The 16,513-nt window shown below is 38.0% G+C and carries 12 protein-coding genes; 2 read left to right on the top strand and 10 right to left on the bottom strand.

Annotated features, from left to right (window positions below):
- Positions 1 to 24: 24 nt before the first annotated feature.
- Complete coding sequence (locus tag K9M53_RS03695; protein ID WP_224018114.1) at positions 25 to 1,149, bottom strand: 5-(carboxyamino)imidazole ribonucleotide synthase; 1,125 nt, start codon at positions 1,147 to 1,149, stop codon at positions 25 to 27.
- A 146-nt stretch (positions 1,150 to 1,295) separates the two neighbouring features.
- Between K9M53_RS03695 and K9M53_RS03700 the strand changes: the two genes are divergently transcribed.
- Positions 1,296 to 2,072 carry a L,D-transpeptidase family protein gene (locus K9M53_RS03700; RefSeq protein WP_224018116.1) on the top strand — a complete coding sequence of 259 codons (777 nt, stop codon included), beginning with the start codon at positions 1,296 to 1,298 and terminating at the stop codon, positions 2,070 to 2,072.
- Positions 2,073 to 2,205: 133 nt separating this feature from the next.
- Here K9M53_RS03700 and K9M53_RS03705 read toward each other — a convergent pair whose 3' ends face one another.
- From K9M53_RS03705 to secA, 7 genes are all read right to left on the bottom strand, one after another.
- Entirely contained in the window at positions 2,206 to 2,988 is a 783-nt protein-coding gene (locus tag K9M53_RS03705; protein WP_224018118.1) for an ABC transporter ATP-binding protein, read from the bottom strand.
- Positions 2,989 to 3,098: 110 nt separating this feature from the next.
- On the bottom strand, positions 3,099 to 3,836 hold the full coding sequence (locus K9M53_RS03710) for an MlaE family ABC transporter permease (protein WP_224018120.1): 738 nt from the start codon (positions 3,834 to 3,836) through the stop codon (positions 3,099 to 3,101).
- A 77-nt stretch (positions 3,837 to 3,913) separates the two neighbouring features.
- Positions 3,914 to 6,241, bottom strand: coding sequence for an NADP-dependent malic enzyme (locus tag K9M53_RS03715; protein WP_224018123.1), 2,328 nt, complete (start codon positions 6,239 to 6,241; stop codon positions 3,914 to 3,916).
- 53 nt (positions 6,242 to 6,294) lie between these two features.
- Positions 6,295 to 7,479, bottom strand: a complete 1,185-nt coding sequence (locus tag K9M53_RS03720) for a M20 metallopeptidase family protein (RefSeq protein ID WP_224018125.1) — start codon at positions 7,477 to 7,479, stop codon at positions 6,295 to 6,297.
- A gap of 7 nt (positions 7,480 to 7,486) precedes the next feature.
- Positions 7,487 to 7,930, bottom strand: coding sequence for an SPOR domain-containing protein (locus K9M53_RS03725; protein ID WP_224018126.1), 444 nt, complete (start codon positions 7,928 to 7,930; stop codon positions 7,487 to 7,489).
- A complete protein-coding gene (deoC, locus tag K9M53_RS03730) occupies positions 7,930 to 8,601 on the bottom strand; it encodes a deoxyribose-phosphate aldolase (RefSeq protein ID WP_224018128.1) in 672 nt (223 codons plus the stop codon). Before deoC ends, K9M53_RS03725 begins: the two co-directional genes overlap by 1 nt.
- 86 nt (positions 8,602 to 8,687) lie before the next feature.
- The gene (gene secA / locus K9M53_RS03735; protein WP_224018130.1) at positions 8,688 to 12,026 is read right to left on the bottom strand and encodes a preprotein translocase subunit SecA; all 3,339 of its coding nucleotides are present in this window, start codon (positions 12,024 to 12,026) and stop codon (positions 8,688 to 8,690) included.
- 315 nt (positions 12,027 to 12,341) lie between these two features.
- Between secA and K9M53_RS03740 the strand changes: the two genes are divergently transcribed.
- Positions 12,342 to 13,745, top strand: coding sequence for an MBL fold metallo-hydrolase RNA specificity domain-containing protein (locus K9M53_RS03740; RefSeq protein ID WP_224018132.1), 1,404 nt, complete (start codon positions 12,342 to 12,344; stop codon positions 13,743 to 13,745).
- 4 nt (positions 13,746 to 13,749) lie between these two features.
- Here K9M53_RS03740 and K9M53_RS03745 read toward each other — a convergent pair whose 3' ends face one another.
- On the bottom strand, positions 13,750 to 14,637 hold the full coding sequence (locus K9M53_RS03745) for a glycerophosphodiester phosphodiesterase family protein (RefSeq protein ID WP_224018134.1): 888 nt from the start codon (positions 14,635 to 14,637) through the stop codon (positions 13,750 to 13,752).
- A gap of 121 nt (positions 14,638 to 14,758) precedes the next feature.
- Positions 14,759 to 16,390: a phosphoenolpyruvate carboxykinase (ATP) gene (pckA, locus tag K9M53_RS03750; RefSeq protein WP_224018135.1), complete on the bottom strand. Its 1,632-nt coding sequence runs from the start codon at positions 16,388 to 16,390 to the stop codon at positions 14,759 to 14,761.
- Positions 16,391 to 16,513 lie beyond the last annotated feature (123 nt).

The following is a 16,513-nucleotide window of genomic DNA, read 5'->3' on the forward strand; positions in this document are numbered from 1 at the left end:
CAACATAAAATTCAGTGCATAAAACTACTTGCTTACAACCTTCAATGTTCTTTTAATAAGATTGGCTTTATGTATCAGCTCTTGTTTTTCGTTGCTTAAAATGGTGACATGTCCCATCTTTCTTCCGGGCTTGGTAGTTCGTTTGCCGTAAAGATGTACAAACACATTGTCCATTTTTAAAACTTCAGGTAAGCCTTCATAATAAGCATTTCCGCTCTGTCCGTCGGAGCCTACAATATTTACAATGGCAGCCGGTAAAATATGTTTTGTATTTCCTAAAGGATAATCCAGCATTACCCGCCACAACATATCAAACTGTGATGAATAATTAGCCTCAATGCTATGATGCCCGCTATTATGAACTCTTGGAGCTGTTTCATTCACCAATACTTCATCATTTATGTCAATAAACAATTCTACGGCAAACAAGCCGGCGCTTTGTAATCCTTTTACAACTTTCAACGCAATAGCCTCAGCTTTCCACAGCGTTTTTTCAGGGATATCGGCAGGACTGATCTGGTAATCCAATAAGTTCAGCATCGGATCAAATACCATATCAACCGGGGGATATAAAACAGTTTGTCCGCTATTACTAACGGCAACGATGATAGCAATTTCTTTTTTTATGCTCACCATTTTTTCCAATACACCCGGCGCATCAAACCCTTTTTCAATATCTGCTGATGTTTTTATTACCTGTACGCCTTTTCCGTCATAACCACCCATACCTATTTTGTTTACAGCAGGAAGGAAAGATGCATTGGAGCGAATGTCTTCTATATTTTGTGTAACAATAAAATTGCTGGTAGGGATCCCGTTCTCTTTATAAAATTGTTTCTGAAGAATTTTATTTTTAATAACACGCAAAGCACCCGGACTTGGATAAACTTTTATGCCTTCCTTCTCCAGTTTTTCCAATGCCTCTTCATTTACACTTTCAATTTCAATAGTCAATACATCCAGGTCTTTACCAAAATTATAAACGTCATCAAAATTGCTAATATCCCCTTTGGTAAAATGATGACATAAATGCGCTGCAGGGCATTGTGCATCATTTTCCATTACAAAAGTTTCAACGGGATAATTGGCTGCAGCTTGTAATAACATTCTGCCTAATTGACCACCACCAAGGATGCCTGCTTTTTTCATGCTGCAAATATAAATGCTGCTGCATGTATGGAGTAGTATTTCTATTGAAATGTAAAATTTTCCCCAAATTCACATAATTAGTAAATTGACTTAATTATTTATTGTACTTTGCAGTATCAAGTGCTGTAACCCCCATTTATTTTTTGATGAAAAAACTGTTGGCAAGATTTATCTTTCTTTTTATTGTTGCTATTGCAACAACTCGTCTTGCTGCATCTGCACAAAACGCTGTAACAGCCATCAGCGCCCCGTCTTTTAGTAGCGACAATAATCTCGACCGCATCCAGGACACTTTAAAAAAACAATTTGAAACAAAGAAACTGGCGTTTCCTCCAAAAGAAATATATGTTCGCTCTTTCAAGTACGACAAGACATTGGAGATCTGGGTAAAGAGTGATCTGAAAGAAAATTTTAAGTTATTTAAGACCTACCATGTTTGCATGCAAAGCGGTACCATGGGACCAAAACGTATGGAAGGAGATTTCCAGGTGCCGGAAGGATTTTATTATATTAATGAGTTCAATCCAAACAGCAATTATCATTTGGCTTTGGGGTTAAATTATCCGAATGCTTCCGACAGAATTTTAAGTGATTCTATGCACTTGCGCCCGGGTGGCGGCATTTATATTCATGGAAATTGTGTTTCTACCGGTTGTATCGCTATTTCGGATGCACCTGTAGAAGAGGTTTATTTGCTGGCAACATATGCAAAAGCGCAGGGACAGGATTTTATTCCTGTGCATGTTTTTCCTGTTAAGTATAATGTAAAAAAATCGATGGAGTACCTGGCTCAAACTACTAAAGACAATCAGCCCTTACAACATTTTGCTGTTACTCTTAAAGAAGCATTTGACTATTTTGAAGAAAAGAAAGAATTGCCGATCATTATGATCGATAAGAAAGGTGATTACGTTATCCAGTAATAATTTATTTTCTGTACAAGCTATCTGCGTTTACTCGTCATTGTTGCGTCACTCACTTATACAGCATATCATCATTGAACATTTTCTCCAAACGAATGAGCTGCTCACTCTAATAAGCATTTAACAATTCAACTTATTTCTCGATCTTTCCTTGTGCTTCCAACATCCGCATTTCCTTGGCATCCTGCAAAAATTCTGAAGCAAAAATAAATTCGTTAAGGCGTTGATTTTTTGAGAAGATGATCTCTTTATTGGTACCGCTCCATTCTTTTTGCCCCTGGTACATGTACAAAATATTTTCCCCAATTTCCATTACGCTGTTCATATCATGCGTGTTAATAATGGTGGTCATGTTAAACTCTTTTGTAATTGCATGGATCAGCTTATCAATCACCATGGATGTTTGAGGATCAAGCCCCGAATTGGGTTCATCGCAAAACAAATATTTTGGATTTAGTACGATAGCTCTTGCAATACCCACTCTTTTTTTCATGCCGCCACTTACTTCTGCAGGATATTTTTTATTGGCATCTTTCAGGTTCACTCTTTCCAAAACCTCATTTACTCGTTTTATCTTTTCGGAAGAGTTTAATTTAGAGAACATATCTAAAGGAAACATTACATTCTGTTCTACCGTCATGCTATCAAACAAGGCAGAGCCCTGGAACAGCATCCCGATTTGCTGACGTAATTCTTTACGTTGCTCGGATTCCATATGAGTAAAGCTCACCCCATCGTAAATAATTTCACCATGATCCGGCTCAAACAACCCTACCAGGCATTTTTGTAAAACGGTTTTGCCGCTTCCACTGGTACCAATGATAAGATTGCATTTGCCTGTCTCCATCACATGACTTACATCATTGAGCACCACTTTTTCTCCGAAGCTTTTCTTTAAGTTTTTAAATTCGATCATAAACTGCTATAAAATTTCACACAAAGTGCGTAATGAAAACAAAGTAACAATCTATTTCTTAGTGTACTTCGTATTCTTAGTTTCGTTGTGTGAAATAGATTAAAAGAGATCTATAATAAAATTGCTGCCAACACATAATCGGCAAACAGTATCATAATACAGCTTACTACCACGCTCTTTGTACTGCTGCGACCAATTTCTAATGCACCGCCATTTACATTGTATCCAAAATAAGCAGGAATGCTGCTGATGATAAATGCAAACGTGTATGCTTTGATCAATGCAAACCAAATATTATAAGGAACAAAATTCTGTATCAACCCTTTGTCATAAGTATCGGTTGAAAGAATATGGGTTGCAGCACCGGCAAAACGGCCACCCCAAATTCCCAATACCATTGAAAGAACTACCAGCATTGGAATTGTAATGAGCGCAGCAATAATTTTAGGCATTATTAAATATGCTTTGGTATTAATGCCCATAATTTCCAAGGCATCTATTTGTTCGCTTACCCGCATGTTACCTAATTCGCTTGCAATTTTGCTGCCAACCACACCTGCCAGCACAATACAAACCAGCGTGGGCGAAAATTCCAATATAACAGTATCTCGTACAATCTGTGCAATAGTAGCAGCAGGTATAATAGGGCTTACCAATTGATATGCGGTTTGTAAAGTACTTACCGCACCCATAAAAATTGAAATAATAGAAACAATTCCTAATGAGCCAATACCGATCTCTGAACATTGATGCATGAACTCTTTCCAATACATTTTCATGTTTTCCGGCTTGGAAAACATTCCTCTTATCATCAGTATATATCTTCCAAAATGTGTAAAGAAATTCATTTTCTGTTTATTGATTTACTCGTTTATTAGTTTATGGTACAAATTAATCCAATTCCTGGTTATTAATCATCGTCTTATCATTTGCTCTTCCACCATCTGCTTTTCTTTACCTCTTCTTGCGCATTGTTCATGCATTTCATTTGTGCATCTACTACAGCAATTAAAGCCATATTGTAGATGGAACGAACGGAGCTGCCTAATTGCAATACATGCACGGGTTTCTTTAATCCTAATAAGATGGGACCAATACTATCAGCGCCTCCTAACTCCTGTAATAAATTATAAGCAATATTACCTGCAGCAAGATTAGGAAATATTAATGTATTTACTTCACCATTTAATATTTCTGCAAAGGGATAATTTTCTTTCAGAATATCTTTATTAAATGCAAAAATACCTTGCACCTCGCCATCGCAGATTAAATTAGGATCTTTTGCTTTCACTATTTCTCTTGCATTGCGAACTAAATTAGCTTCGGGAGAATTGCTGCTTCCAAAATTAGAGTATGACAGCATTGCAATACGTGGTGTAATGTTGAATTGTTTCACTTCCTTCGCTACTAATAAAGTTATCTCAGCTAACTCTTCCGCAGTTGGATTAAAATTAATGGTTGTATCAGCCAGGAACATTGGTCCACGTTTAGTGAACATGATGTACATACCTGCTATCTTTTTTACGCCTTCTTCCGTGCCGATGGTTTGTATGGCAGGACGAATAGTATCAGGATAATTTCTTGTTAATCCGCTGATCATACAATCGACTTCGCCTGTTTCAACCAGCATGCATCCAAAATAGTTGCGGTCTTTCATCAACTTATAAGCTTCGTGCCTGTTGATGCCTTTGCGCTGGCGGTTTTCAAAAAAACGGTCACCAAATTGTTGACGCATTTCTGTATGCGCCTCATCTTTTGGATTGATGATTGGAATACCATCCAAGTCAATTTTATTTTCAGCCGCAATCTTTTTAATGTTGAACTCGTCACCTAGCAGTACCGGGTATCCTACGCCTTCTTCCAATGTCATTTGCGCTGCACGTAATACACGTATGTTCTCTGCATCAGCAAAAACAATACGTTTAGGCGCTTGCCTGGCTTTATTTCCTATTGCACGGCTTAATTGGTTGTCTAATCCCAACCGTTTATTTAATTCTAATTCATACGTATCCCAATCGGCAATGGGCTGCTTGGCAACACCGCTTTCCATAGCTGCTTTTGCAACAGCAGGTGCCACCGCTGCTAATAAACGAGGATCAACAGGCTTTGGAATAATATAAGCAGGGCCAAAAGAAATATTTTTATCGTTATAGGCCAGGTTCACCAATTCGGGAACAGGAGATTTGGCTAGTTCTGCTAAAGCCTTTACTGCAGCCAATTTCATCGCTTCATTGATCGTAGTTGCCCTAACGTCTAAAGCACCCCGGAATATATATGGAAAGCCCAGTACATTGTTTACCTGGTTCGGATAGTCGCTTCTTCCGGTTGCCATGATAACGTCTTTGCGTGCAGCAACTGCAACATCATACATTATCTCAGGCTCAGGGTTTGCCATGGCAAAAACGATAGGGTTTTTTGCCATGCTTTTGATCATTTCTTCATTAATAATATTACCAACACTTAAGCCGATAAATACGTCTGCATCTTTTAATGCTTTTGCCAGATCGTAGTCTTTGTATTTTTCTTCGGTAGCATAATGTTGTTTTCTTTCATCAAGATCAATTCTTCCTTTATGAATAATTCCTTTTCTGTCAAACACCATAAAGTTACTGTGGTCGGCGCCCAACGATTCATACAGTTGCATGCAAGCGATTGCTGCAGCGCCGGCGCCATTTACTACAAAACGAACCTTATCTATTTTCTTTTTCTGAATTTCCAATGCATTTAATAATGCAGCAGATGAAATAATAGCGGTGCCATGCTGATCATCGTGCATAACGGGAATGCGTAACTGCTCTTTTAATTTTTGTTCGATATAAAAACATTCAGGCGCTTTAATGTCTTCTAAGTTGATGCCTCCAAACGTGGGCTCCAATGCTTTTACGATCTGAACAAACTTTTCGGGATCGGTTTCATTTATTTCAATATCAAATACATCGATATCTGCAAATATTTTAAATAATACACCTTTTCCTTCCATTACCGGTTTGCCTGCTTCCGGCCCAATATCGCCCAAACCTAATACTGCGGTACCATTGCTGATAACACCTACTAAGTTACCTTTTGCTGTGTATTTATAAACATCTTCCGGATGAGCTGCAATTTCCAGGCATGGTTCTGCCACACCGGGAGAATACGCTAATGATAGATCTCGCTGTGTTTTTGCTTCTTTGGTAGGAACAACTTCGATCTTTCCGGGCCTTCCTTTGGAATGATATTCCAATGCCTGTTGCTTTTTTGATTCTGTTGTCATAATTAATTTTCGTTACACGAACTTTAATTCACGAATATGGCTGTCAACTTTAATTATCCTTCTGCACCTAATAACGCCATCATTCCCATGCCAATTTCAATAGCGCTTTCATCTATATTAAAAGTAGGAGTGTGCACGCCACTTGTAATTCCTTTTGCTTTGTTGCCGGCGCCTAACCTGAAAAAACAACCGGGAATCTGGTGTGTATAATAAGCAAAATCTTCTGCACCCATCCGCAATTCTGTTTCTTCTACATTATTGCTGCCAACATAGGCTTCTGCTTTTTTTCTTGAAGCACTGCTAAGGGCTGCATCATTTAATACAAATGGATAACCTACATCAATAGTGATGTCAATCTCGCCACCCATACTCTGCACTAGTTCTGTAGCTTGTTTTGTAATAAGCTCATGCGCTTTAAAACGCCATTCTTCGTTCATTGCTCTGAAAGTCCCCATCAGCTTCACTTCTGAAGGAATTACATTGGTAGTAAAGCCTCCATTAACAGCGGTGATGGATAATACGGAAGGATTGAATGGGTTATTATTTCTACTTACAATTTGTTGTAATGCAATAATTAAATGTGATGCAATTAATATGGGATCAATGGCAGATTGTGGCGCAGCTGCATGTCCGCCTTTACCCTTTACCGTTATGTACAGTTCATCGGCACTTGCCATTACCATACCACCTCTGAAACTTAATTTACCTACTTCTAATGTTGGGTGAACATGTAGAGCGAAAATTCCCTGCGGAGCAGGATCTTTTAAAACATTTTCTTTAATAAGCAAGCTGGCACCTCCGGGATTTTTTTCTTCACCCGGCTGAAAAATTAATTTAACCGTTCCTTCCCAACTGTCTTTTAATTCATTTAAGATTTTTGCGGCGCCTAATAAGCAGGTAGTGTGTACATCATGCCCACATGCGTGCATGATGCCATTATTTACTGATTTGTAATCTATATTATTTTCTTCTGTGATCGGTAATGCATCCATATCTGCCCGTAGAGCCACAACGCGTTTGCTCGGGTTTTTACCTTTGATCAATCCGATTACACCTGTGGTTGCTTTTATTTCAAAAGGGATATTAAGCTCTTTTAATTTTTTTTGAATGAAAGCAGATGTTTCAAATTCTTTATAGCTTAATTCGGGATGCGCATGCAAATGATGACGAACAGCGATAAATTCTGCTGCATATTTTTTTGCAAGATCTTTTATTGATGCAAGTAATAAGTCGCTCACTAATTATTTATTGTGTGGTTGTTTCTTTTGAAGGTTTGTTTTCTACCAGTTCCGACACTACATAAATATTGCCGGTTATGATCTTTGAATCTTCCAGTTCACTTTTATATTTCTCGGCTTCATCCTTGTCTAAAAAATCTCCAAACTTTAGTTTAATATTTGGTGCCTGAAAGGTCATGTAAATTTTCTCATCAGGGAATGACTGCAATAGCTGTGCCCTTATTTTTAGAGCCTGCGCTCTATCTGTAGTATTTAATACTAATAGACGATAGCCCTTTGTATATTTTCCGGTTAATGCACCATCTGCTTCATTAAACTCTGCTTCTTTTTTTGCCAAAATATCAAGTCTTGAATCTTTTGTAACGAAAACATTTTTTGCAGCAGCAGAATCCTGCGCTAACAGCGAAGTGTAAACGAAACTGGTGATTGCTATTAAAACTATTTTCTTCATTAATATCCTCCGTTTGATTCTGCTGATTGAGTTACAATTGCTATACTGCTGCTGCATCCTAAACGGGTTGCGCCGGCGTCAATCAGTTCTTTAGCAAAATTATAGGTTTTTATGCCGCCGCTGGCTTTAATTTGAATACTGTCGGGCAAATGCTTACGCATTAAAGCTACTGCTTCTAGAGTTGCCCCTTTTTCGGCATACCCAGTAGATGTTTTCATAAAATCAACACCGGCTGCACCATAAATGTCGCAACATTTAATGATTTCATCGTTGGTCAGTATACCGCTTTCAATAATAACCTTGATGGTCTTGTTCTTGTTTTTAATGATAGGTATGATATTGTTTATCTCATTTGCTAAAAATTGCCAGTCATTATTTTTTATTGCAGATATATTGATGACAACATCTAATTCATCCACGCCGTCTACCATAGCTAAAATGATCTCTGCAATTTTTGCTTCCACTGCAGAATAGCCAAACGGAAAACCGATCACAGTTGCCGTTTTTACATTGCTGTCTTTTGTTAGCCCTTTAGCTTGCTTTATAAATAAAGGCGGAACGCAGACTGCAGCAAAACCGTATTCTTTTGCTTCGTTGCAAATGCGCTCAATATCACTTATTAAAGTGGTAGGCTTTAATATAGTATGATCTATATAAGGGGCTATATTCATTAAGTAAAATTACAAAAGCCAAACTGAATAAGTTTGGCTTTTGTAATAATGTTGAGTAATGATATTATTTCGATCAAATAAGGATTCTATGCTTCTTTACCGTGACAGTTCTTATACTTCTTACCACTGCCGCAAGGACAAAGGTCATTTCTTCCCGGAGTTTTTTCTACTCTTATCGGTTCTTGCTTGATAGGAGCAGATGGATCGATATAATCATTTTCCTGCGATAAATATTCAGGACCGCTACCGGATGCTGCACCTGCAAATTCTTCTTTACGTTGGCGCATTTTACTCATGTCGGTCTTTTGTTCTCTGCCTTCTTTTATTTGTGCAGGCTGGTTAGTTTCAACAGGAATGCTGCAATGACAAAGAAAGCTTACAATGTCTTTATTCACCTGGTCATTCATTTGTCGGAATGCTTCAAATGCTTCAATCTTATAAATAACCAAGGGGTCTTTTTGTTCGTAACCTGCCGTTTGTACACTGTGACGCAGGTCATCCATTGTACGTAAATGTTCTTTCCATGCGTCATCGATCAAAGCCAGTGTGATGCTGCGTTCCAATGCATTGCTTAGTTCAGCGCCTTCAGTAGCAATGGTTTTATCCAAATTAGCCAAAGCCTGGATTCCTTTTTTACCATCTGTAAAAGGAATGGCGACATTTTCAATATGCGCACCTTGCTCTTTGCGGATATTTTTAATTACAGGAAAAGTTTGTTCGCTTAATGCTTTTACTTTTCTATTGTAATTTGTTTTTGCTTCAACATATAATTTTTCAGCAATAGCATTCACATCAACTTTATCCAATTCCTCAGCGGTTACTGCGGTTTCAATTCCAAAGTTCATGATCACTGCCATTTTGAAACCTTCATGATCTCCTGTTTCTCTGAAAGAATTGATCAAGCTTTCTGCAACGGAGTAAAAAGCATTATCGAGATCCAATGCCAAACGTTCACCAAACAAGGCATGATTACGTTTTCCGTAAACAACATTCCGTTGCTTATTCATTACATCATCGTATTCGAGCAAACGCTTACGAATACCGAAGTTGTTTTCTTCTACTTTCTTTTGCGCACGCTCAATCGATTTTGAGATCATGCTGTGTTGAATTACTTCTCCTTCTTTATAACCCATTCTGTCCATCAAGGATGCAATACGTTCGCTACCGAACATACGCATCAAATCATCTTCCAATGAAACAAAAAATTGAGAAGTTCCGGGATCTCCTTGACGACCGGCACGACCACGCAACTGCCTGTCTACGCGACGGCTTTCGTGACGCTCGGTACCAACAATTGCTAAACCACCCGCTTCTTTTACACCCGGCCCTAATTTAATATCCGTACCACGACCAGCCATGTTAGTAGCGATGGTAACAGCACCGGCTAAGCCTGCTTCTGCAACTACCTGTGCTTCTTTAGCATGTTGTTTTGCGTTCAATACATTGTGTGGAATGCCTTTTTGTTTTAACATCCTGCTTAATAATTCACTTACTTCAACGGATGTTGTACCAACAAGGGAAGGTCTACCGGCAGTGCGTAAGCGCTCTACTTCATCAATAACTGCATTGAATTTTTCACGTCTTGTTTTATAAACCAGATCCTGTTCATCTTTACGCGTAACAGGAATATTTGTTGGGATGCTTACCACATCTAATTTATAGATATCCCATAATTCTGCTGCTTCTGTTTCTGCAGTACCCGTCATACCACACAATTTGTGATACATACGGAAATAATTTTGTAACGTAACAGTAGCATAGGTTTGCGTAGAAGCTTCAATCTTCACATTTTCTTTTGCTTCAATTGCCTGGTGCAAGCCATCGCTGTAACGGCGACCATCTAAAATACGCCCGGTTTGTTCATCCACGATCTTTACTTCACCTTCCATTACCACATACTCCACGTCTTTATCAAATAAGGTATATGCTTTTAATAGTTGATTAACGGTGTGTATGCGATCTGCTTTTACAGAATAATCATTGATCAGAATTTCTTTTTGATGCAGCTTCTCGTCGGCGGGTAGATCACTTTTATCCAGCTCACCCAATTTTGTAGCAATATCCGGTAAGATGAAGAATTCAGGATCTTCGCCGCTTCTTGTAATTAAGTTAATACCTTGGTCTGTTAGATCAACCTGGTTATTTTTTTCATCTATATGAAAAAATAATTCGGTATCAACCTTTGGCATTTCCTTTTGCTGATCGGCCAGATAATAGTTCTCGCTTTTTTGCAATTTTACTCTAATACCCGGCTCACTTAAAAACTTAATTAAAGCGCTGTTCTTTGGTAAGCCACGATGCGCTCTCATCAAGGCCAATCCACCATCTTTCGGATCATCGTTGCCTTCGGCGATCTTCTTTTTAGCTTCAATTAAAAACTGATTGACTGCTTTCTTTTGCGCTTCTACAATTTTTTCTATTCTTGGTTTAAGATCAAAGAATTGTTGCGTGTTATCACTGTGTCCAACCGGTCCGCTGATAATTAACGGCGTTCTTGCATCATCGATCAATACGCTATCCACCTCATCCACCATTGCAAAATGATGCTTGCGTTGCACCATTTCATCCGGGTTGTGCACCATGTTATCACGCAGGTAATCAAACCCGAATTCATTATTAGTTCCATAAGTGATATCTGCATTATATGCATTACGACGGGCATCACTGTTAGGTTGATGTTTATCGATGCAATCAACTATTAATCCTAACCATTCATAGATCGGTCCGTTCCATTCACTATCACGACGAGCGAGGTAATCATTCACCGTTACAATATGAACGCCTTCTCCGGCCAATGCATTTAAATATGCAGGCAATGTACTCACCAGCGTTTTACCTTCACCGGTAGCCATTTCGGCAATTTTACCGGAGTGTAAAACAGCGCCACCGATCAATTGAACATCGTAATGTACCATGTTCCAGGTTACCTTACCACCACCGGCCGTCCATGTATTATTAAAAACAGATTTATCACCGTTGATAGTGATATGCTCTTTTTTTGCAGCTAATGTTTTATCCAGTTCCGTAGCTGTACTTTCTAGAGTAGCATTCGTTGAAAAACGACGAGCTGTTTCTTTTACCACAGCAAATGCTTCGGGTAAAATTTCTTTTAATATTTCTTCGATCTGTTTATCACGATCCTTCTTCAGCTCATCTACCTCACGATACAATGCATCTTTTCCGGTAATATCATCTACAGACAAAGCTTCTGCTTCTTGTTTTTTGTTATCGATCTGCGCATCAATTTCAGCCAAATGCTCTTTAATGCGTTGGCGGAATTCAACAGTTTTATTTCTTAATTCATCATTGGAAAGAGATTGATAAGAAGCAAAAAATTGATTTATTTTTTCAACCTGCGGAGAAATTAGCTTGACGTCTTTTTCACTTTTATTGCCGCCAAAAATTTTTGATAAAAAACCTATCATATAATTGGGTATATCTTTAAAATTATAATTGTTGTCAAATTTGATGCTTAAAACCGGTTAAAGCCAAATTGACAGGCGGCAAAGGTAACGATTTTGAGAGTTTAACGACAGATAAACAGTACGGTTTAACAGGTTGTTGTTTTTAGCTGTAATAACAGCATGATTTTCTTCCCATAATTTTATTTTCTATTCAAAAATTAGGTAAGATTTTAAAAATCTTTGTTCAATATTTTCTACTTAATTTAGAATAACGATTGTATAATTAATAATTGCACATTCCCGATAAACCACATCTTGTCATAATAAACTTATAGAATGAAAATAGCATTTCACGGCGCAGCACGTACCGTAACAGGAAGCAAACACCTATTAACTTTGAAGAATGGACGCAAAATTTTATTGGATTGCGGAATGTACCAGGGACTTGGAGAAGAAACTGATATTTTAAACAGGGATTGGGGTTTTGATCCTTTGGAAATTAATTATCTTATTTTATCGCATGCCCACGTGGATCATTGCGGATTAATTCCCAAGCTGGTTAAAGAAGGATATCGGGGAAAGATATTTGCAACACCTGCAACAGCAGATCTGGCGGGTATTTTGATGGAAGATTCTGCCGATATACAAGAGAGCGGGTTGGAATTTGCCAACAAACAAAGAGCCAAGCAAGGCTTGCCTTATTTAGAGCCATTATATACGCTTGAAGATGCTAAAATGGCAAGAGACCTTTTTGTGAATGTGGATTATGATACCTGGTATAAGATTGAAGACGGCATTGAATTTTGTTATACAGATGCCGGGCATATTATCGGCAGTGCTGTTGTTAATTTAAAGATCACAGAAAATGGTAGTACCAAACGATTGACCTTTAGCGGTGACGTAGGACGCTACAGAGATGTTATTTTAAAATCGCCGAAGGTTTTTCCGCAGGCAGATTATATAATTATTGAATCCACTTATGGTAATAGCCTGCATGATGATGCAAATCCTACGCCTGACAGCCTTTTGCAATGGATAGAAAAAACCTGCCTGCAGAAAAAAGGCAAACTGATCATTCCTGCATTTAGCGTTGGTAGAACACAGGAACTGTTATATGCACTAAATCAACTGGAAATGGAAAACCGGTTGCCCAACCTTGACTATTTTGTAGATAGTCCTTTAAGTATGAAAGCCACTGCGATCGTAAAAAATTATCCGCAATACTTTAATGCTAAAATTCAAAAAGTATTACAAACCGACGATGATCCTTTTGATTTTAAACGCTTACGTTTTATTAAAAGCGTGGATGAATCCAAGGCTTTGAATTTTCATAAAGAACCATGTGTTATTATTTCAGCAAGTGGAATGGCAGAGGCAGGAAGAGTAAAGCACCATATCAGTAATAATATAGAAAACAGCCGCAATACTATTTTGCTTTGTGGTTATTGTGAGCCTCATTCCTTAGGTGGAAGGTTAAAGCTGCATCCAAAGGAAGTAAGCATCTTTGGGCAGGAGCACGAAGTAAATGCGGAGATAGGAGAGATAAGAAGTTTAAGTGCTCATGGAGATTACAATGACCTTAGCCAATTTTTGGCATGTCAAAATCCTGCAGAGGTAAAAAAACTTTTCCTGGTGCATGGAGAATATCCTGTACAACTGGAGTTTAAAAACCGGCTGGTTAAAAAAGGATTTACAGATGTGGAAATTCCTGAAAGACACTATGAGATTGGGTTGACATAAGTCTTTAAAATAAATTCGGGTAATCAGTTATAATACCATCTACGCCTAAATTTTTTAAGCGTTTTATTTCGTTCTTATCATTTACAGTCCAGGGAATTACTTTGATATTTTGCTGATGACATTGTTGTAGTAAATTCTCATTTACCAAGGAATAATCTGGGCTATAGATAGTGGGATTAAAACCTAACTGTTTCAATTGTTCATTTAAACTTCTTTTATCATAATCTTCAACAAGCAATGCTGTTTTTATTTTGGGATATTGTTGATGAATAAGTTGTATGGTTCTTGGATCGAAAGATTGAATGATCACATAGGGTTCGATTTTTTCAGCAATGATAACATTCATTAGTAAACGTACAAACACATCAGGTTTTGGATGGTAAATATTATCTGTCTCAGGTAAGCATTTTGTTTCAATATTTAAAAAAGGCAGCGCCCTATCATGCAATTGGCAATAGCGCTTTACACTATCAATCAACTCACCTAATAAAGGTTTATAAGCAGCTATCTTTTGTTGTTGCAAAAAACGGGGATGGGGTTTTAAACCCACATCAAATTTTTTTATTTCTGCATAGGGCATATTATAAAGTATATAGTTCTTTTCTTCTTCTTGTGTAAAATAAGTTCCATCGGGTTTTGTTGTGATTTCATGGTTAAAATACGCGTCATGTGAAAGAACAACCAAGCTGTCTTTAGTTATATGCGTATCCATTTCCAACGTGGTAACTCCCAGGTCGAGTGCTTTCAGCATTGCAGGGATGGTGTTTTCAGGCATTAACCCTCTGCAACCGCGATGACCTTCTTTATCAAAAATAGGTAACATTACAATGCTGTTTGTTTTTAAAGTTTTGCAAGATGATACTAATAGTAATAAAGAAATTATTTTTTTCATACGCCGACAAATTCAGAAAAAGATTTTGAATAAAGATCGTTGAATAAAGTTATGCCAAACTAAAACCTTTTTGAGCAAAAAGAAAGCGTCTCACGGATAAACGGGACGCTTTTGTTTAATGCTAACAATTATTAAAAATGATATCGGATACTTTGGGTGCGGCGTTAAGAATTTCTTCAGTTACGCCATCTGCATATTTTTTAAAGTTGTCGATAAATTGTTGTGCCAATTTTTTTGCTGCAGTAGTATAAGCTGTTTTATCTGCCCAGGTATTGATCGGATTTAAAATCTCAGATGGCACGCCTTCACATTGCGTTGGCATTAATATTTCAAATACAGGATGCTTTTCAAAATTAGCAGTGTTATTTAATTTATTAAGAAGTATAGCTTTTATTATAGCACGGGTATAGTGTAATGAAATTCGTTTACCCGTTCCGTAAGGTCCACCGCTCCAGCCGGTATTGATCAGCCAAACGTTTGCACTATGCTCACGAATTTTTTTACCCAACATAGCTGCATAAAAACCGGGGTGTAAAGGTATAAAAGGGGCTCCAAAACATGCGCTGAATGTAGCTTTTGGCTCTGTAATTCCTGTTTCGGTCCCTGCAATTTTTGCTGTATAGCCACTGATATATTGGTACATTGCCTGCGGAATGGTTAGCTTACTAACGGGAGGAAGTACTCCGGAAGCATCGCATGTAAGGAAAAAAATATCATCCGGATGATTTCCTAACGATGGGTAATTGCTATTGCTTATAAAATGCAGCGGGTAACTTACTCTTGTGTTTTCGGTAATTTTTCTGCTGTAAAAATCTATTGTATTGGTGCCTTCATAAAAGCTTACATTTTCTACCAATGCGCCAGTGCGAACTGCCCTGTATATATCGGGCTCTTTTTCTTCGTTTAAATCAATCGCCTTTGCATAACAACCTCCTTCAAAATTAAAAATGCCATGTTCATCCCAGCCATGTTCATCATCCCCAATTAATTGTCGTTCGGGGTCGGCGCTTAGTGTTGTTTTACCGGTGCCGCTTAATCCAAAAAAAATAGCGGTATCGCCATGCCGTCCCATGTTTGCAGCACAATGCATACTTAATACACCTTCATCATGCGGTAATAAATAATTTAAGATCGAAAAAATTCCTTTTTTGATCTCACCGGTATAAGCCGTACCGCCAATTAAGATCATTCGACGGGTAAAGTTCACAATTATAAAATGAGAATGATTGGTGCCGTCGGTAGCAGGATCAGCCTTAAATTCAGGAGCTTGTATAATATGCCAGTCTGCTTTAAAAAATTCCAGCTCATATTCATCGGGTCGTAGAAATAAATTATGCGCAAATAAATTACTGGCAGGCTCTTCATTAATAACGCGGATGCTTACCCTATAACTCGGATCGGCACAAGCATAGCAATCACGAACCCATATCTCACGTTCATTTAAATAATCGATCATTTTATTGTACAACCGTTCAAAGTAAACAGGATCAATTGGAATATTGAACTCATTCCAGTTGATGGTGTTTTCTGTAGTTGCATCTAAAACGGTAAATTTTTCTTTGGGAGAGCGTCCTGTAAATTCCCCGGTGTTGATCACCAAAGCGCCGGTATCGCTTAAAACTCCCGCATTCCTTTGTAATATCTCTTCTGTAAGTTCTTCGGGAGATAATTGGTAATGCACAGGTTCGGTCATTTCTAATCCTAATTCATAAATTGCCCGGCGAGGTATAGCGTGAATGGTTTGAAATAGCATAGTCAAGCGTTTCGTTATTAATAGCTCAAACAAAATTATAGCTGCCAATTTGATACCATTCTAAAAATGAGCGTAAAAAAATTCAATCTGTGAACTGTTTTCTAAGAAATGGTTCCAATAAAT

The organism is Ferruginibacter albus, assembly GCF_020042285.1.
In the GTDB taxonomy this organism is placed as follows: Bacteria; Bacteroidota; Bacteroidia; order Chitinophagales; family Chitinophagaceae; genus Ferruginibacter; species Ferruginibacter albus.